This is a genomic window from Mesorhizobium qingshengii (genome assembly GCF_900103325.1).
Taxonomy (GTDB): domain Bacteria; phylum Pseudomonadota; class Alphaproteobacteria; order Rhizobiales; family Rhizobiaceae; genus Mesorhizobium; species Mesorhizobium qingshengii.
The window spans coordinates 232,156-248,701 of record NZ_FMXM01000006.1 but is presented as its reverse complement, the minus strand read 5'-3'; the positions used below and the strand labels follow the sequence as shown (position 1 = coordinate 248,701).

15 protein-coding genes are annotated in these 16,546 nt (G+C 62.7%); 14 read left to right on the top strand and 1 reads right to left on the bottom strand.

What is annotated here, in order from left to right:
* Window positions 1–22 precede the first annotated feature (22 nt).
* The 5 genes from BLS48_RS12305 to BLS48_RS12285 all read left to right on the top strand — a co-directional run bounded on the left by BLS48_RS12305 (window position 23) and on the right by BLS48_RS12285 (window position 4,647).
* Window positions 23–1,060 (top strand): zinc-binding dehydrogenase, encoded by a 1,038-nt coding sequence (locus BLS48_RS12305; RefSeq protein ID WP_091577921.1) that lies wholly within the window; start codon window positions 23–25, stop codon window positions 1,058–1,060.
* Between the two features lie 219 nt (window positions 1,061–1,279).
* Window positions 1,280–2,446 (top strand): glycosyltransferase family 87 protein, encoded by a 1,167-nt coding sequence (locus BLS48_RS12300; protein ID WP_091577919.1) that lies wholly within the window; start codon window positions 1,280–1,282, stop codon window positions 2,444–2,446.
* A complete protein-coding gene (locus tag BLS48_RS12295) occupies window positions 2,439–3,425 on the top strand; it encodes a glycosyltransferase family 2 protein (RefSeq protein ID WP_091578077.1) in 987 nt (328 codons plus the stop codon). The genes BLS48_RS12300 and BLS48_RS12295 overlap by 8 nt, the downstream gene beginning before the upstream one ends.
* Window positions 3,422–4,240, top strand: coding sequence for a ChbG/HpnK family deacetylase (locus BLS48_RS12290; protein WP_091577918.1), 819 nt, complete (start codon window positions 3,422–3,424; stop codon window positions 4,238–4,240). Before BLS48_RS12295 ends, BLS48_RS12290 begins: the two co-directional genes overlap by 4 nt.
* A complete protein-coding gene (locus BLS48_RS12285) occupies window positions 4,237–4,647 on the top strand; it encodes a GtrA family protein (RefSeq protein ID WP_091577916.1) in 411 nt (136 codons plus the stop codon). Before BLS48_RS12290 ends, BLS48_RS12285 begins: the two co-directional genes overlap by 4 nt.
* 83 nt (window positions 4,648–4,730) lie before the next feature.
* Here BLS48_RS12285 and BLS48_RS12280 read toward each other — a convergent pair whose 3' ends face one another.
* Window positions 4,731–5,558: a MurR/RpiR family transcriptional regulator gene (locus BLS48_RS12280; protein ID WP_091578076.1), complete on the bottom strand. Its 828-nt coding sequence runs from the start codon at window positions 5,556–5,558 to the stop codon at window positions 4,731–4,733.
* Between the two features lie 144 nt (window positions 5,559–5,702).
* Between BLS48_RS12280 and BLS48_RS12275 the strand changes: the two genes are divergently transcribed.
* From BLS48_RS12275 to BLS48_RS12235, 9 genes are all read left to right on the top strand, one after another.
* On the top strand, window positions 5,703–6,518 hold the full coding sequence (locus BLS48_RS12275; RefSeq protein WP_091577914.1) for an N-formylglutamate amidohydrolase: 816 nt from the start codon (window positions 5,703–5,705) through the stop codon (window positions 6,516–6,518).
* Window positions 6,519–6,539: 21 nt separating this feature from the next.
* The gene (locus BLS48_RS12270) at window positions 6,540–8,102 is read left to right on the top strand and encodes an amino acid permease (RefSeq protein ID WP_091577913.1); all 1,563 of its coding nucleotides are present in this window, start codon (window positions 6,540–6,542) and stop codon (window positions 8,100–8,102) included.
* A gap of 87 nt (window positions 8,103–8,189) precedes the next feature.
* Window positions 8,190–9,560: a glutamine synthetase family protein gene (locus BLS48_RS12265; RefSeq protein ID WP_091577911.1), complete on the top strand. Its 1,371-nt coding sequence runs from the start codon at window positions 8,190–8,192 to the stop codon at window positions 9,558–9,560.
* A gap of 141 nt (window positions 9,561–9,701) precedes the next feature.
* Window positions 9,702–11,090 carry an aldehyde dehydrogenase family protein gene (locus BLS48_RS12260; protein ID WP_091577910.1) on the top strand — a complete coding sequence of 463 codons (1,389 nt, stop codon included), beginning with the start codon at window positions 9,702–9,704 and terminating at the stop codon, window positions 11,088–11,090.
* 17 nt (window positions 11,091–11,107) lie between these two features.
* Window positions 11,108–12,280 (top strand): iron-containing alcohol dehydrogenase, encoded by a 1,173-nt coding sequence (locus tag BLS48_RS12255; RefSeq protein ID WP_091577908.1) that lies wholly within the window; start codon window positions 11,108–11,110, stop codon window positions 12,278–12,280.
* Window positions 12,281–12,522: 242 nt separating this feature from the next.
* Window positions 12,523–13,629 (top strand): ABC transporter substrate-binding protein, encoded by a 1,107-nt coding sequence (locus BLS48_RS12250; protein WP_091577907.1) that lies wholly within the window; start codon window positions 12,523–12,525, stop codon window positions 13,627–13,629.
* 64 nt (window positions 13,630–13,693) lie between these two features.
* Window positions 13,694–14,608 carry an ABC transporter permease gene (locus tag BLS48_RS12245; RefSeq protein WP_091577905.1) on the top strand — a complete coding sequence of 305 codons (915 nt, stop codon included), beginning with the start codon at window positions 13,694–13,696 and terminating at the stop codon, window positions 14,606–14,608.
* The gene (locus tag BLS48_RS12240) at window positions 14,605–15,396 is read left to right on the top strand and encodes an ABC transporter permease (protein ID WP_091577904.1); all 792 of its coding nucleotides are present in this window, start codon (window positions 14,605–14,607) and stop codon (window positions 15,394–15,396) included. The genes BLS48_RS12245 and BLS48_RS12240 overlap by 4 nt, the downstream gene beginning before the upstream one ends.
* Before the next feature lie 16 nt (window positions 15,397–15,412).
* Window positions 15,413–16,477: an ABC transporter ATP-binding protein gene (locus BLS48_RS12235; protein WP_091577902.1), complete on the top strand. Its 1,065-nt coding sequence runs from the start codon at window positions 15,413–15,415 to the stop codon at window positions 16,475–16,477.
* The last annotated feature ends 69 nt before the right edge of the window (window positions 16,478–16,546 follow it).

The following is a 16,546-nucleotide window of genomic DNA, read 5'->3' as shown; positions in this document are numbered from 1 at the left end:
GCCGGTACCAAGGAGCGCTCCGATGACTGTCCCGTCCGAAATGAAAGCGCTGCTGCTGATCGGCGACGGCTACACCAGGACCCCTACCGGCAGCGTGCTGGAGGCGATGGAACCCTATCTTCAGCCCGGCAGTATCGCTGTGCCGACGCCCGGACCGACGCAGGTTCTGATCAAGGTCAGCCTGGCTTCGATCAATCCGTCCGATGTCATGTTCGTCAAGGGACAGTACGGCCAGCCACGCGCCAAGGGCCAGCCGGCCGGCTTCGAGGGGGTCGGCACAGTCGTCGCCAGCGGTGACGAGCCTTATCCCAAAAGCCTGATCGGCAAGCGGGTCGCCTTCGCCACCGGCGTCACCAATTGGGGCTCATGGGCCGAATATGCGGTCGCCGAGGCGGCGGTCTGCATCCCGCTCCTCGACACGGTGCGCGACGAGGATGGCGCGGCGATGATCGTCAATCCGCTCACCGCGCTCGCCATGTTCGACATCGTCAGGGAAGAAGGCGAAAAGGCCTTCATCATGACCGCCGGCGCCAGCCAGCTCTGCAAGCTGATCATCGGTCTGACCAGGGAAGCGAGTTTCCGGCCGATCGTCACCGTGCGCCGCGACGATCAGATCGCGGCTCTGAAAGAGCTTGGGGCTGCGCACGTCCTCAACGAAAAGGCGCCGGATTTCAAGACGGCGCTGCGCGAGGTGATCAAAGCCGAGCAACCGCGCATCTTCCTCGACGCGGTGACCGGACCGCTGGCCTCGGCCATCTTCGACGTCATGCCGAAACGGGCGCGCTGGATCATCTACGGGCGGCTCGATCCCGAGCCGACAGTCATCCGTGAACCCGGCCAGCTGATCTTCCAGCACAAGCGTATAGAGGGCTTCTGGCTGAGCGAGTGGATGCGCCAGTTCCGCGACCGCCGCGGCCCGGCGATCCTGGAGGCGCAGAAGCGTTTTTCCGATGGGCGCTGGTCGACCGACGTGACGGCTGTCGTGCCGCTCTCCGAGGCGATGGCGCGGGTTCCGGCCGAACTGGCCAAGCCCAATGGCAAGGTGTTCATCCGGCCTTAGCATCATCTGAAAGGACGTCAGAAGCTCGAATGCCAAACTTTCCAAACCGCTCTTGATGGTCAATAAAAAGCCGGTGTCCTGTCGCCACCATGCAGGCGGGAGAGATATCCGCGTCTTTCAGTCCCTATGCCACGCTGCTTTGTCCGTGATATGCCGCCGCCATCGAAATGCCGGACGGCGCAGGCAAGGGCCTGTTGCGGGGTGGTGTGGGGTGACTTGATGACGATTTCCAAGCCGGTTTTCGACCGTTTGGGACTTAGCATGTGGATCGGAGCGTTCCTGATCGTTCTTGTCCTGGTGCTGTGGTCGCCCGACACGCGCACTGTGTTGCAGGCCTACAGATACGGCAGCGAGGAATTTCTGGCCGGCCGGCCGCTGTACAATATTCAGTCCGAGATGGGGTATCTCTACGCGCCGGCCTTTGCCGCGCTCTATGCTCCACTATTCAAGCTGGGACCGCAAATAGGCGGGCTGCTGTGGCATGTTCTCGGCTTCGTAGTGCTGACCTTCGCCGCGATGCGGCAGGTGCGCAAGCTCGGCGGCGGGGAATTGACCTGGCTGCTTTCGTACGGTCTCTTCCTCGCCCTGCCGATGGCGCTCGGTGCGATCCGCAACGGCCAGGCGACGATCCTTTTGACCGGCGCTTGCTGGCTTCTCACTTTGTCGGCGCTTGAAGGGCGGCGCGCCGAGACGTTTTTCTGGGCCTCGCTTGCCATCATCGCCAAGCCGACCGCGATCATCATGCTGCTGCTGGCTGGAGCGCTGCGACCGCGGCTGATACCGGTGCTGGTGCTGGCGGTGCTGTTCGTGCTCGCCCTACCTTACGCGTTCGCTCCCGCCGGCTATCTAAACGACCAATATCGTGATTTCGCCCACATGCTGACCTCGATGGCCGTCGACAATACCAGCCACTTTGTTCCCACCGATTTTACGGCGCCCTTCACCGCGATAGGACTGCCCATTCCGGAATTCGATGCCACGATCGTGCGCATGGTCATGGCCCTGCTGACGCTTTCGGCGGTCATCTGGTTCGACCGCAAGCTCGAACAGGGAACGGAGGGGCTGGCGATCTTCCTGACGGCCACTTTCTACATGTGCGTCTTCAACCCGCGCGTCGAGCCGAACACCTATGCCATGATCGCCGTACCCGCCGGTCTCGCCATCGCCCTGTTGTGGCGCGAGGAGCAAGGCGGCGTCCTGGCCTCGGTGCTGTCGATGGCGCTGTTCCTGACCGGGCTGACCGGCGTCGAGCGCCACGTGCATGAATTCTTCTATCCCTGGTTCCGGCCGATCATGGTCACCTTCATCGCCTGTTCGCTGATGTGGTGGTTCTGGGCCAGGGCGCGGGACAAGGTGGCGAATGAAGGGCCTGTTGCACATGGCTGAGTTGCGACTCTCTCTCGATATCGTCGCACCGTTCTTCAACGAGGCGCAATCGGCATCGGCCTTTGCCGCGCTGCTCGACAAGCTCGAAGCGGCGGTGTCACAGCGCTTCGGCATGACTGTCCACAAGATCCTCGTCGATGATGGCAGCCGCGACGATGGCGCCGAACGGTTCTCGCATGTGCTGTCGGGATCCTGGGAGATCGTCCGCCTCAGTCGCAATTTCGGCAAGGAGGTTGCAGTGCTTGCCGGCCTCGACCAGTCGCGCGGCGACATGGTGCTGATCATGGATGCCGACCTCCAGCATTCCATGGACATCAGCCTGAAACTGATCGCCGAACTGGTGGAAAATCCCGACATCGACGTCGTCTTTGCGCAGAACGACCGGCGCGAGGCGAGTTGGCGGCGCAGCCAACTGGCCCGGCTTTTCTACAGCCTGATCAACAGCAGCCAGCGTTTCGACATTCCCGAGAACGCGGGAGATTTTCGCGTCATGCGTGGTGCCGTTGTGCGCGCGCTGACGAGCCTGCGTGACAAGCGGCGCTTCAACAAGGGCCTGTTCGCCTGGGCCGGCTTCCGCCAGAAAGCCATGCCCTATTCGCCGGAGAACCGCGCCGGCGGCACGTCGAAATGGAGCCGGCTCAACCTGATCGCCTTCTCGCTGGAAGGGTTTACGTCCTTTTCCGTCATCCCTTTGCGCATCATCAGCCTGAGCGGAATGCTGGCGGCGTTGGCGGGCCTCGTTTACGGAGCCAAAGTGTTCTTCGAGGTGATGTTCTACGGCATCGCCGTCCCCGGCTATCCCAGCCTTATGGTCGCCGTCGTCCTGCTCGGCGGCCTCAACCTCACGCTGCTCGGGCTGATCGGCGAATATGTCTGGGTGACGCTCAGCGAGAGCAAGGATCGGCCGGTCTACATCGTGCGCGATGTCGTACGCGGCGACGCCCCTGACAAACTGTCGCCAGGTACTTCCGAGACATGACGCGGCGCATCCGCCTGATCGCCGACGACTACGGCCTGGCGCCCGGGGTTTCAGCAGCGATCCTCGAACTGCTCGATCGCGGCCGCCTGACAGGTACCAGTTGCATGACCGGCTTTCCAGAATGGGAAGGGGAGGCGGCGCGCATAAAGCCACTATGCGACCGTGCCGCGATCGGGCTGCATCTTACCTTGACCGACCAGCCAGCCATCACCGGCCAGTCGAGCCTGGCGCCGGAAGGCCGGTTGCCGCCGCTCCGCTCGCTGGCATTGCCGATCCTGAGCGGCCGCGTCGACGACCGGGACATCCATGCCGAACTCGACGCCCAGTACGGCCGCTTCGTCGAGGCGCTGGGTCGCCGGCCCGCGTTCGTCGACGGGCACCAGCACGTGCATTTCCTTCCCGTCGTCCGCAGATGGCTGCGCGCGCGCCTTGCCGAAGGCGCCGGCAGGCCGGCGCTGCGCGGCGCTCCGGCACTGACCGGTGGAGCCGCGGCGCCGAAAGTCGCCGCAATCGCGGCGCTCGCCGCCGGCTTCGACCGGTCGATGCAGCGCGCCGGCTTCATCATTTTCGAGCCGCTTGCCGGCATCTATGACTGGCGGCAGCCCGAGAGGTTTGCTCCGGTGCTGCTAGCCGCCGTGGAGGCGTTGCGGGAGCGAGGGCTGTTCATGTGTCATCCCGGCCATGTCGACGCGACGCTGCGCGCGCGTGACCCGATGCAAGGCGTGCGCGAGGTCGAGTTCGCGTTCCTGGCATCGGACGAATTCGGCGCAAGCCTGTCCCGTGCCGGCGTCGAGATCATGGGCGGCAAGGAATGAGCGATGCCGACCGGCCCCGACGTTCGACGGGCAGCAAGATCGTTCGCTTTGCCGTCGTCGGACTGGCGAACACGGCCATCGACCTCGCCGGCTTCTTCGTGCTGCTCAAGCTGCATGTCCCGCCGCTGCCCGCCAACATCGCCGCCTGGTTCATCGCCGTCACCTTCTCTTTCGTGGCGAACGGCTTCTGGTCGTTCGAGCGCGATCCGGCCATCCGGCCGCGCGTTGCCTTCCTTCGCTTCGTTTCGCTTGGGGCGCTGATTTCGCTCGGCGTCTCCAGCCTTTCGATCGCGCTCTTGGCCGGTATCGTCGGGGTTTGGCCGGCAAAGATCGGCGGTGTCATTGTGGCGGCGGTGCTGAATTTCCTGGCAGCGCGCTGGTCGATCGAGGGCCGCTTGCTGAAATAGCGGCACCGAGATCGACGCCATCGTTGAACTCGATGGTGACGCGGCTCGAGCCGATGAGGTCGGCTCGACGCACCGTTGACGGCCTAACGCAGGCTTTCCATCTCGCGGATGCGCTTGGCGCCTTTTGCTTCCAGTTGCCTTGTGACGGCGCCGATCAGCGTTTCGGCGACGACGAACAGGGCAGCGGACGAATCCCATGCCGATGGCACCGCGGTTCGTCCTGCGATGACATGGCGGGCAAAGCGGGCGATCGGCGACAGCCACTGGTCGGTGAACAGCACGATCTGCACGCCGCGCTGATGCGCCTTCTCGGCGAAGCGGACGAGGCTGTCCTGGTAGCGCCTGATGTCGAAGATCACCAGCACGTCGCGCTTGCCCATGTCGATCAGCCGGTCGCGCCACATGCTTTCCTGCCCGGCGAGGTGAAAGACATCAGGCTGAATGATGGCGAGGTGGGCGGCCATGTAACGCGCCAGCGGATCGGTGAAGCGGCCGCCGATCAGGAAGGTCTTGCCGCGCCGGTCAGCGAGCCGGGCCGCGATGTCGGCAAGCTGCTTGTCGGACAGGTGCCTGAAGGTCTCGCGCATGTTGTCGAGCGTCGCTTCCAGCATCGGTGACACGGTGCCGCCGCCGGGCGAGGGCGGGTTGAGCGTCCTTGTCGCCGGTGATTGCAGTTGCGCCGCCAGTTCGTCCTGCAGGCTTGACTGGAATTCCGGATAGTTCTGGAAGCCGAGCCGGGCAACGAAGCGCAGGATCGTCGGTGAGGAAACGCCGGCCGCGGCCGAGAATTCGGCAACCGTTTTCAGGCCGATCATAGGATAGCTGGCGATCAGCGTCTGTGCTGCCCGCCGTTCGCTGGCCGGCATCGTGCCAATCCGGTCGGCGATCAATTCGGCAATGCTGGAAATCATCTTTTCCCCATCCCTGGCTTGGTCCACGGTCTTTTCCGAAATCGCATTTGACAAAGCCTGGCAAACTGTATGAAATCATCCACAGGGACGCAATGAGGCAAAATACGTAACATACGATACAGCGCTCCCCGGGGACGGCAGACTATGGAGAAAGCACGGCCCGCCAGCCTTGCATCGTCAGATACCGTAAGGGTGACGAACCCGGGCGGATCGAGCCCTTTCGTGCTGACCTGCGATCACGCCTCGAATTTCCTGCCGGCCGAATTCGGGACGTTGGGCCTCGCCGCCGAGGACCTGTCCCGCCACATCGCCTGGGACCCGGGCGCGCTGCCGGTTGCGCTGCGCATGGCCGAGGCGCTCGACGCGACGCTGGTCGAAACCCGCATTTCTCGCCTCGTCATCGACTGTAACCGGCCGCTTGACGCGCCGGATCTGGTGCCGCAGGTCAGCGAGACCACGGCGATACCTGGCAATACCGGCCTGTCGGAGAAGCAGCGCGCGGCACGTGTTGCCCTGTCGTGGCAGCCGTTCCATGGCGCCATCGAACACATTGTCGAAGACAGGCTGGCGCGCGGACAGGAGACCCGCCTGGTTTCCGTGCATTCGTTCACGCCGGTCTACAAGGGCCGCAACCGGCCCTGGCATATCGGCATCATCCACGACGATGATCGCCGGCTGGCGTCACCTCTGATTGCCGCGCTGAAGCGGCTTGCCGGGGTCACCGTCGGCGTCAACGAACCCTATTCGCCGGCCGACCGCGTCTATTTCACGCTGGAACGCCACGCACGTTCGCGCGGCTTGCCGTGCGCGATGATCGAAATCCGCAATGACGAAATCGCCGGCGAAGCCGGGCAGCGGAAATGGGCGGATCTGCTCACGGGCATTTTTTCGGATCTGGAGCCAGAGGAGGCCAAGGGCTCTCGACCAGCAGTCGGCAAGTCAGTTCAATCGGCCAGCTAAGAACCAACAGGGGAAACCAAAATGGCAGCACCGGGTTATACAGAAGTTGACAAGAAGGAGGACCTCAAGGTTCTCCACGGCATGGGCTACGCCCAGGAACTGTCGCGAAGCATGAGCCGCTTCTCGAATTTCGCGATCTCATTCTCTATCATCTGCATCCTGTCGGGCGGCATCAATTCCTTCGCCCAGGCCATCTCTTCGATCGGTGGCGCCGGCGCCGGCATCGGCTGGATTGTCGGTTGCGTTGTTTCAGGGTTCTTCGCCCTCGCCATGGCGCAGATCGCTTCGGCATTTCCGACCGCTGGCGGGCTCTACCACTGGTCATCCATCCTTGGAAATCGCTTCACCGGCTGGCTGACCGCCTGGCTCAATCTGCTCGGCCTGATCACCGTGCTGGGTGCCATCAACATCGGTACCGCATTCTTCTTCGTCGGAACGTTCGGGAGCTGGTTCGGCATTACCGGCACTCCGGGCGAGGTCGTCGGATTTGTTGCCGTCATCACCGTGATACAGGCGCTCTGCAATCACTTCGGCATCAGGCTGACCGCCATGCTGACCGACGCATCCGGCTTCCTGATCCTTGGCGCAACTGCTGTGTTGATCGTTGCTTGCCTGGTGTTTGCTCCGGCAATCGACGTCACACGGCTGTGGACGTTCACCAACTACTCGGGCGACGCTGGCGGCGGGGTTTTCCCGCAGTCGGGCTCCATGAGCTACCTGTTCCTGCTCTGCCTGCTGCTGCCTGTCTACACCATCACTGGATATGACGCGTCGGCGCATACTTCGGAAGAAACGCTGAAGGCAGCGCATTCCGTTCCGCGGGCGATCGTTTCGTCCGTGCTCTGGTCGTCGCTGATCGGCTGGGCGATGGTCTGCGCGATCACTCTGGCGATCCCCGACCTAGCCGCCGGCGCCAAGCAGGGCTGGAGCGTCTTCTTCTCGACGATGGATGCAATCCTGCCGGTCTGGCTGAAAGAGCTGCTCTATCTGGCAATCCTGATCTCGCAGTTCCTCTGCGGCCTCGCCACGGTGACCTCGGCCTCGCGCATGTTGTTTGCCTTCTCTCGTGACGGTGGCATGCCGGTTGGTTCGGCCTCGCTCGCCAAAGTCAGCCCAACCTGGCGCACGCCGGTCAACGCCATCTGGACCGCCGCGATCCTCGAGATCATCTACGTCTTTCTTGCTCAGTTCATCTCGATCGGCGGCACCAACATCTACACCATCGTCGTCAATTCGACGCTGGTGTTCCTGTTCCTGTCGTTCATCATTCCGATCGTGCTCGGCATGATGGCTTTTGGAACGGCGAAATGGCCGACTCCAGGCCCGTGGAATCTCGGCGCCGGGCTGTTCAAGCTGCTTTGCGTCCTGTCGGTCGTCGGCATGGTGATCATCTTCTACATCGCCATCCAGCCGCCGAACGACAAGGTGCTTTACATCACCATTGGCTTCATCGTGTTGACCGCTGTGCTTTGGTTCGGTTTCGAGAATCGCCGCTTCCAGGGACCGCCGATCGGCGACCAGATCGCCAAGCGCCAGGCTGCCATCGCGGCTGCCGAATTGGCGGTCGGCGAGACTGGCCACTGAACTCAGTCATCATCGCCATGGCCGGCATCGTGCCGGCCATGGCTTGATCTATCTGCTCAATCGAAAAAGCGCTGGAGTGCCAAAGGAATGGCCGGAAATTTCTCGTTCGATCAGTTGAAGAAGGCGGTCTCCAGCGGCGAGATCGACACGGTGCTGGCCTGCATCGTCGACATGCAGGGGCGGCTGGCGGGAAAACGCTTCCTGGCGCAATACTTCGTCGATTCCGCGCATGATGAAACGCATGGCTGCAACTATCTCCTGGCCGCCGACATCGATATGGAGCCGGTGCCCGGCTACAAGGCGGCGAGCTGGTCGAAGGGCTACGGCGATTTCGTCATGAAGCCGGATCTCGCGACGCTGCGGCGCATACCGTGGCTGGAAAAGACGGCGCTGGTGATCTGCGACGTGCTCGATCACCACACCCATGACGACCTGCCGCATTCGCCGCGCGCCATTCTGAAGAAGCAGGTCAAGCGACTGACGGAGCGTGGTTATATCGGCTATTTCGCTTCCGAGCTCGAATTCTACCTGTTCAACGAGACCTACGATTCCGCCCGCAAGAAGCACTGGCAGGGCCTCGACACCGCATCGCCCTATATCGGCGATTACCAGATCGGCATCACCACCAAGGAAGAAGGCGTCATGCGCCGGCTTCGCAACGAGATGGAGGCGGCCGGCATCCCGATCGAGAACTCCAAGGGCGAGTGGGGCCCGGGCCAGGAAGAGATCAATGTGCGCTACGCCGAGGCGCTCGACATGGCCGATCGCCACGTCATCCTGAAGAACGGTGCCAAGGAGATTGCCGAGTCCGAGGGCAAGGCGATTTCCTTCATGTCCAAGTACAATTACGGGTTCGCCGGGAATTCCAGCCACATCCACAATTCGCTTTGGAGTGCCGACGGCAAGACGCCGCTGTTCTTCGACAAGAAGGCGGAGTGGACACTGTCGACGCTCGGCCAGCAATGGGCGGCCGGGCAGTTGAAGTACGCCAAGGAGTTCACCTGGTTCCTGGCGCCCTACATCAATTCCTACAAGCGCTTCCAGGCCGGTACCTTCGCGCCGACCAAGATCATGTGGAGCGAGGACAACCGCACCGCCGGCTTCCGCCTGTGCGGCGAGGGCACCAAGGGCATCCGCATGGAATGCCGCATCGGCGGCGCCGACCTCAACCCCTATCTCGCTTTTGCCGCACTGATCGCCGCGGGTCTTGCCGGCATCGACGAGAAGCTTGAACTGCAGAAGCCTTTCGTCGGCGACGCCTACCAGGCATCTCGTTTGCCGGAGATCCCGAAGACGCTGCGCGATGCCACCGAGACGCTGGCGAAGTCGAAGATGCTGAAGCAGGCGCTCGGCGACGACGTGCTCGAACACTATGTCCACACCGCCAAGTGGGAGCAGTTCGAATACGACCGCCGCATCACGGACTGGGAACTGCACAGGGGGTTCGAGCGGTATTAAGGTAGCCTGCGAACGTTGACGCCGCCCCTCACCCTTACCCTCTCGCCGTGAAGAACGGGGAGAAGGTGCCGGCAGGCGGATGAGGGGCAGCGCCAAGCCATGCGATTTGTCGATTGTTGCAGAAGTGCGAGGACTTACAAAATGACCGAAACGGTCAAAATCATATCCCCCGTCGATGGCTCGATCTATGCCGAGCGACCGGTGGCGACAGACCAGGCGATCAATGCCGCGATCGAGCGCGCCAAGGCGGCGCAGGAGAAGTGGGCTGAGACGCCGATCGTCGAACGCGGCAAGTACATGCTCGCAATGCTGGAGGCGCTGGTCGCGATGACCGACGAGATCGTGCCGGAGATCGCCTGGCAGATGGGGCGCCCGGTGCGTTACGGCGGCGAGTTCGGCGGCGTCAAGGAACGCACCAACTATATGGTCGAGATCGCCGAGGCGGCGTTGCGGCCGGTGCCGGCCTCCAACCCGAAGGACGGGTTCCGCCGCTATGTGAAGAAAGATCCACTCGGCGTGGTGCTGGTGATCGCGCCGTGGAACTATCCTTACCTCACCGCCGTCAACACAATCGTGCCGGCGCTGATGGCCGGCAACGCCGTCATCCTCAAGCATGCGGCGCAGACGCTGCTGGTCGGCGAGCGTTTCCAGCAGGCCTTCGACAAGGCCGGCCTGCCCAAGGGCGTGTTCCAGAATGTCGTGCTCAATCACGCCCAGACCGAGAGGCTGCTTGGCTCGGGCAAGATCGACCATGTCAACTTCACCGGTTCGGTCGCCGGCGGCCGGGCCATCGAAAAGGCGGCGGCGGGCACCTTCATGACGCTCGGCCTCGAGCTTGGCGGCAAGGATCCAGCCTATGTGCTGCCGGACGCCAAGATGGATCATGCGGTCGTCAATCTGGTCGACGGCGCCTTCTACAATTCCGGCCAGTGCTGCTGCGGCATCGAGCGCGTCTATGTGCACGAGAAGGTTTATGACGAATTCGTCGAAGGCTTCATCGCCGAGACAAAAAACTACGTGGTCGGCAATCCGCTTGATCAGGCGACGACGATGGGGCCGATGGCGCAGGCGCGCTTCGCCGACCTGATCCGCGAGCAGAAGGCCGAGGCGTTGCGCAAGGGCGCGGTGGCGCACATCAACATGAAGGTGGCCAACGACAAGGCCGGCTCGCCCTATCTGGCGCCAGAAGTGCTGACGCAAGTCGATCATCAGATGAGCGTCATGCGCGAGGAGAGCTTTGGCCCGATCGTCGGCATCATGAAGGTGCGCAACGATGAGGAGGCGATCGCGCTGATGAACGACAGTCCCTATGGGCTGACGGCTTCGATCTGGACGCGCGACACGGAGCATGCGGTGGCGATCGGCAACCGCGTCGAGACCGGCACGGTGTTCATGAACCGCTGCGACTATCTCGATCCGGCATTGGTCTGGACCGGCGTCAAGGACACTGGGAAGGGTGCCGCACTGTCGGCCATCGGCTACGACAATCTGACGAGGCCGAAGTCATTCCACCTGCGTGAAGTCATCTGATTTATTGAAAGACAAAAATGTCCAAGCTGATCTCCAAATGGAACTACCCCACCACCGTCCGCTTCGGCGCCGGGCGCATCAAGGAACTGCCTGAGGTTCTGGCGGCCACCGGTATCAAGCGGCCGCTGTTCGTCACCGATCCGGGCTTGGCGAAATTACCGGTCGTCGCTTCGACCCTGAAGATCCTCGACGATGCCAAGGTCCCCTATGGCGTCTTCTCCGAGGTGAGGCCCAACCCGGTCGAATCCAACCTCACCGCCGGCATCGCCGTGTTCAAGAAGGGCAAGCATGACGGCGTTATCGCCTTCGGCGGCGGCTCGGCGCTCGATCTCGGCAAGCTGATCGCCTTCCAGGCCGGCCAGACGCGGCCGGTTTGGGACTTCGAGGATGTCGACGACTGGTGGACACGCGCCAATTCGGATGCGATCGCTCCGATCATCGCCGTGCCGACCACGGCCGGCACCGGATCGGAGGTCGGCCGCGCCGGCGTCATCACCAACGAGGCGACGCACACCAAGAAGGTCATCTTCCATCCCAAGCTGCTGCCGGCCATCGTCATCGCCGATCCGGAACTGTCGGTCGGCATGCCGGGCTTCATCACAGCCGGCACCGGCATGGACGCGCTCGCCCACTGTCTCGAAGCCTATTGCGCGCCGGGCTATCATCCGATGGCCGACGGCATCGCCGTCGAGGGTATCCGGCTCGTTTTCGAAAACCTGCCGAAGGCCTATGCCAATGGCAAGGATCTCGTCGCGCGCGCCCATATGATGAGCGCCGCCGCCATGGGCGCCACCGCCTTCCAGAAGGGGCTCGGCGCCATCCACTCGCTGTCGCATCCGGTCGGCGCGCTTTACGACACCCATCACGGCATGACCAACGCCGTGTTCATGCCCTATGTGCTGGCCTTCAACCGTGATGCCATCGAGGTGCGCATCGCGCGGCTCGCCGCCTATTGCGGCATCAAGGGTGGTTTCGACGGCTTTGCCAAGGCAATCATCAAGCTGCGCAAGGAATTGAAGGTGCCGCACGCGCTGCCGGGCCTGATCAAGGGTCTCGACATGGACAAGAAGCGCAAGGGGCTGATCGCCGACATGGCGGTGGTCGATCCGACCGCCGGCGGCAACCCGGTCAAGCTGACCAAGAAGGCCGCGCTGACGTTGCTCGAAAACGCCATCGCCGGCACGGTCTGAGACGTTTTCCGCACAGGAAATTGATCTGAAAAGGGGCTACAGAAACAAGGGGGAGGATGACGGGCAAGGCAGAAACTAGTTAGCCGGAAAAAGAATCGCGAGGCGATTGCTACATCAGGTTAAAAAGAGTTTACTTTTTCGTACTGCGAGCAGCCGGTTTCACAAAGCTTTCATCTGGCTGTCACATGAAAACGATACCGCATCGCAGGCGTCCAACGGCGTCAGTTCAACGGAGAGAACACATGTTCAAGTTCACGGGGAAGGTGCTTTCCCTTTCGGCCGCGGCGCTTTTTGCGTCGACGGTGATTTCGTCCTCGGCTTCGATGGACGATCTCGTCAAGGCCGCGAAGGCGGAAGGCCAACTCACCACCATCGCCCTGCCGCATGACTGGTGCGGCTACGGCGATGTCATCGCCGGCTTCAAGGCGAAGTATCCGGAAATCACCATCAACGAACTCAACCCCGATGCCGGTTCCGGCGACGAGGTCGAGGCGATCAAGGCCAACAAGGACAACAAGGGCCCGCAGGCTCCCGACGTCATCGACGTCGGCCTGTCGTTCGGTCCGTCCGCCAAGAAGGATGGCCTGATCCAGGCTTACAAGGTGTCGACCTGGGACTCGATCCCCGACAGCGCCAAGGATGCGGAAGGGTTTTGGACCGGCGACTATTACGGCGTGCTTTCCTTCCAGGTGAACAAGGATCTGGTCAAGGAATCGCCGAAGGACTGGGCCGACCTGCTGAAGCCGGAATTCGCCAACTCGGTAGCCCTTGCCGGTGATCCGCGCGCCTCGAACCAGGCCATCCAGGCGGTTTACGCCGCCGGCCTGTCGTCAGGCGCGGCCGCTGGCGAAGCCGCCGGCACCGCCGGCCTCGACTACTTCAAGAAGCTCAACGCCGCCGGCAACTTCGTGCCGGTCATCGGCAAGGCCGCCACGCTCGCCCAGGGTCAGACCCCGATACTGGTCACCTGGGACTACAACGCGCTGGCCGGCCGCGACACGCTGAAGGGCAACCCGCCCGTCGACGTCGTCGTGCCGAAGACCGGTGTGGTCGCCGGCGTCTACGTGCAGGCGATCAGCGCCTTTGCGCCGCACCCGAATGCAGCCAAGCTCTGGCTGGAATACCTCTATTCCGACGAAGGCCAGATCGCCTGGCTGAAGGGCTATTGCCACCCGATCCGCTTCAACGATCTTGCCAAGAACAACAAGATCCCGGCGGACGTGCTGGCCAAGCTGCCTCCGGCCGAGTCCTACGCGGCCGCGGTGTTCCCGACGCTCGACGAGCAGGGCAAGGCCAAGGAAGCCATCACCAAGAACTGGGACGCCGTTGTCGGCGCCAACGTCAAGTAACACTTGAAATCGATCCGGGCGGCCGCGTGGCCGCCCGGACTCCCTCGATGACGGTAGCCGGCGCATGACCGATCTCTCGCTTTCCAATCAGGCCATCGCGGGGAAGACCGTACCCCCCGGTGAGGCGCGCGCCTTGCGGCTGCCGACGCAATGGCTTGGCGTCGCGCCGTTCTTCATCTTCGCCATCATGTTCCTGATCCTGCCCACGCTTTATCTGATGCTGGGTGCGTTCCAGAATGATGCGGGCGAGTTCACCTTCGAGAATATTGCGGCGCTGGCACAGCCGTCGATCGTCGCCGCCTACTGGATTTCGATCAAGGTCAGTCTGGCCTCGTCGCTGATTGGCGCCTTTGCGGGCCTGGCGATTGCCATCGCCATCGTGCGCGGCGGTCTGCCGGACTGGATACGTTCGGCGACACTGACGTTTTCCGGCGTTGCCTCCAATTTTGCCGGCGTGCCGCTGGCTTTCGCCTTTCTTGCGACGCTCGGCCGGCTCGGCCTGGCGACGGTGCTCCTGAACACCCTGTTCGGCCTCAACATCTATGCGCACGGCTTCAACATCCTGTCGTTCTGGGGTCTGACCCTGACCTATGTCTATTTCCAGATCCCGCTGATGGTGGTCATCATCGTGCCAGCCATCGACGGGCTGAAGAAGGAATGGGGCGAGGCCGCCGCGACGCTGGGCGCGACCATGGCGCAGTACTGGCGCATGGTGGTCATTCCGGTGATCTGGCCGAGTTTCCTCGGCACCGTGATCCTGTTGTTCGCCAATGCCTTCGGCGCCATCGCCACCGCCTATGCGTTGACCGGCTCGTCGCTCAACATCGTGCCGATCCTGCTCTATGCCCAGATCCGCGGAGACGTGCTGCACAATGCCCATCTCGGCTATGCCATAGCCTTCGGCATGATCGTCATCACCGGTCTTGCCAATGTCTTCTATATCTGGTTCCGCACCCGCTCCGAGAGGTGGCTCAAATGAAGGCTGGCAGGTTCTGGGCCTGGGTCGTCTTCGCGCTGGGCGCGGCCTATTTCTTCATTCCGCTGATCGCGACAGTGGAGTTCTCGATGCGCATGCGGCGCGGCGTCTATTCCTTCGACGCCTACAAGGTCGTGCTGGGCGACGCACGCTTCCAGGCGACGTTCGGCTATTCGGTGCTTGCCGCCGTCTTCACCATCATTCTCGGCGTGCTCATCGTGGTGCCGGCTGCCTACTGGATCCGGCTTCGCCTGCCGCAGCTCAGGCCGGTCGTCGAGTTCATCACGTTGCTGCCGCTGGTCATCCCGGCCATCGTCATCGTCTTCGGCTATATCAGAATGTATGGCTCGAATTCACCGCTGCCGTTCCTGGCGACCGACACGGGCACCAATGCCTTGCTGGTCATCGGTTATGCGACACTGGCGCTGCCTTATATGTATCGAGCCGTCGATACGGGTCTGCGGACCATCGACGTGCGCACACTGACGGAAGCGGCGCAGATTCTGGGCGCCGGTTGGGGAACGATCATCACCCGCGTCATCCTGCCCAACGTGCTGATCGCGGTGCTCTCTGGCGCCTTCCTCACCTTCGCGATCGTCATCGGCGAATTCACCATGGCGAGCTTGCTCAATCGGCCGGCCTTCGGTCCCTACCTGCAGAACATCGGTGCCAACCGGGCCTACGAGCCGGCGGCCCTCGCCATCATCGCCTTCGCCATCACCTGGGGGTGCATGTCGTTGATCCAGATCCTGTCCCGCTTCGCGCCGAAATCGGCGAACCGCCCGAACTGATCGAAAGAACAACTCCATGGCCGACCCGTTCCTCTCCATCCAGCACGTTCGAAAGTCCTTCGGCGCCACCACCGTCGTGGAGGATTTCAATCTCGATGTCGAGCGGGGCGAATTTGTCTCCTTCCTCGGGCCGTCCGGTTGCGGCAAGACCACCGTGCTGCGCATGGTCGCCGGCTTCGAGGAGCCGAGCGCCGGCAAGATCGTCGTAGGCGGCAAGGACATCACAACGCTGAAGCCCAACCAGCGCAATGTCGGCATGGTGTTCCAGGCCTATGCGCTGTTCCCGAACCTGACCGTGGCGCAGAACATCGGCTTCGGCTTGAAGGTGGCGGGCATGTCCAAGGCGGACATTGATGCCCGTGTCGCCGAAATGCTGGGCATCATCAAGCTGCCGCAGATGGCGGACCGCTATCCCTACCAGCTCTCGGGCGGTCAGCAGCAGCGCATCGCGCTGGCCCGCGCCATCGCGCCCAAGCCGAAATTGCTGCTGCTCGACGAGCCGCTGTCGGCGCTCGACGCCAAGGTGCGCGTGTCGCTGCGCGAGGAAATCCGCTCGATCCAGAAGAAGCTCGGCATCACCACCATTTTCGTGACGCACGACCAAGAAGAGGCGCTGTCGATCTCGGATCGCATCGCCGTCATGTATGGCGGCAAGGCCGAGCAGGTGGGTACGCCGTTCGAGATCTACAACCGCCCGGCAACCAAGTTCGTCGCCAATTTCGTCGGCACGCTAAACGTGCTGGAAGGCACCGTCACCGACGCCGCGTCGGGCAAGGTCCGCGTCAACAGCGAGGAAGTCCTGCTCAAGGGCAAGCTCAACGGTTCCAAGTCGGGCGATACGCTGTCGCTGGCACTGCGGCCCGAGGCAATTTCGCTTGGCCGCCAGCCCGGCCGCGACTCCAGCCTTTCGGGCGAGATCTCCGAAGTGCATTTCCTCGGTTCGGTGATCCGGGTTCGGGTCGGTATTGGCGGCAACACGGTTTCGCTCGACACGTTCAACAGCCCGGCAACGCCGCCACCCGCGGTCGGCGAGAAGGCCGAGATTTCGTTTTCGTCGAGCGATATGCTGGTGCTGCACTAGGCTGTGCCGATGTTCAGGTGATGCCGGCCTGCAAATGGCGGTTCCCTGCGCTTCCGGTCACGTACTTTA

Excerpts from the sequence above, each read along its gene's own strand:
- BLS48_RS12305 (WP_091577921.1), top strand. The coding sequence starts at position 23 with ATGACTGTCCCGTCCGAAATGAAAGCGCTGCTGCTGATCGGCGACGGC.
- BLS48_RS12285 (WP_091577916.1), top strand. The coding sequence starts at position 4,237 with ATGAGCGATGCCGACCGGCCCCGACGTTCGACGGGCAGCAAGATCGTT.
- BLS48_RS12235 (WP_091577902.1), top strand. The coding sequence starts at position 15,413 with ATGGCCGACCCGTTCCTCTCCATCCAGCACGTTCGAAAGTCCTTCGGC.
- BLS48_RS12260 (WP_091577910.1), top strand. The coding sequence starts at position 9,702 with ATGACCGAAACGGTCAAAATCATATCCCCCGTCGATGGCTCGATCTAT.
- BLS48_RS12255 (WP_091577908.1), top strand. The coding sequence starts at position 11,108 with ATGTCCAAGCTGATCTCCAAATGGAACTACCCCACCACCGTCCGCTTC.
- BLS48_RS12270 (WP_091577913.1), top strand. The coding sequence starts at position 6,540 with ATGGCAGCACCGGGTTATACAGAAGTTGACAAGAAGGAGGACCTCAAG.
- BLS48_RS12245 (WP_091577905.1), top strand. The coding sequence starts at position 13,694 with ATGACCGATCTCTCGCTTTCCAATCAGGCCATCGCGGGGAAGACCGTA.
- BLS48_RS12265 (WP_091577911.1), top strand. The coding sequence starts at position 8,190 with ATGGCCGGAAATTTCTCGTTCGATCAGTTGAAGAAGGCGGTCTCCAGC.
- BLS48_RS12295 (WP_091578077.1), top strand. The coding sequence starts at position 2,439 with ATGGCTGAGTTGCGACTCTCTCTCGATATCGTCGCACCGTTCTTCAAC.
- BLS48_RS12280 (WP_091578076.1), bottom strand. The coding sequence starts at position 5,558 with ATGATTTCCAGCATTGCCGAATTGATCGCCGACCGGATTGGCACGATG.
- BLS48_RS12250 (WP_091577907.1), top strand. The coding sequence starts at position 12,523 with ATGTTCAAGTTCACGGGGAAGGTGCTTTCCCTTTCGGCCGCGGCGCTT.
- BLS48_RS12290 (WP_091577918.1), top strand. The coding sequence starts at position 3,422 with ATGACGCGGCGCATCCGCCTGATCGCCGACGACTACGGCCTGGCGCCC.
- BLS48_RS12300 (WP_091577919.1), top strand. The coding sequence starts at position 1,280 with ATGACGATTTCCAAGCCGGTTTTCGACCGTTTGGGACTTAGCATGTGG.
- BLS48_RS12275 (WP_091577914.1), top strand. The coding sequence starts at position 5,703 with ATGGAGAAAGCACGGCCCGCCAGCCTTGCATCGTCAGATACCGTAAGG.
- BLS48_RS12240 (WP_091577904.1), top strand. The coding sequence starts at position 14,605 with ATGAAGGCTGGCAGGTTCTGGGCCTGGGTCGTCTTCGCGCTGGGCGCG.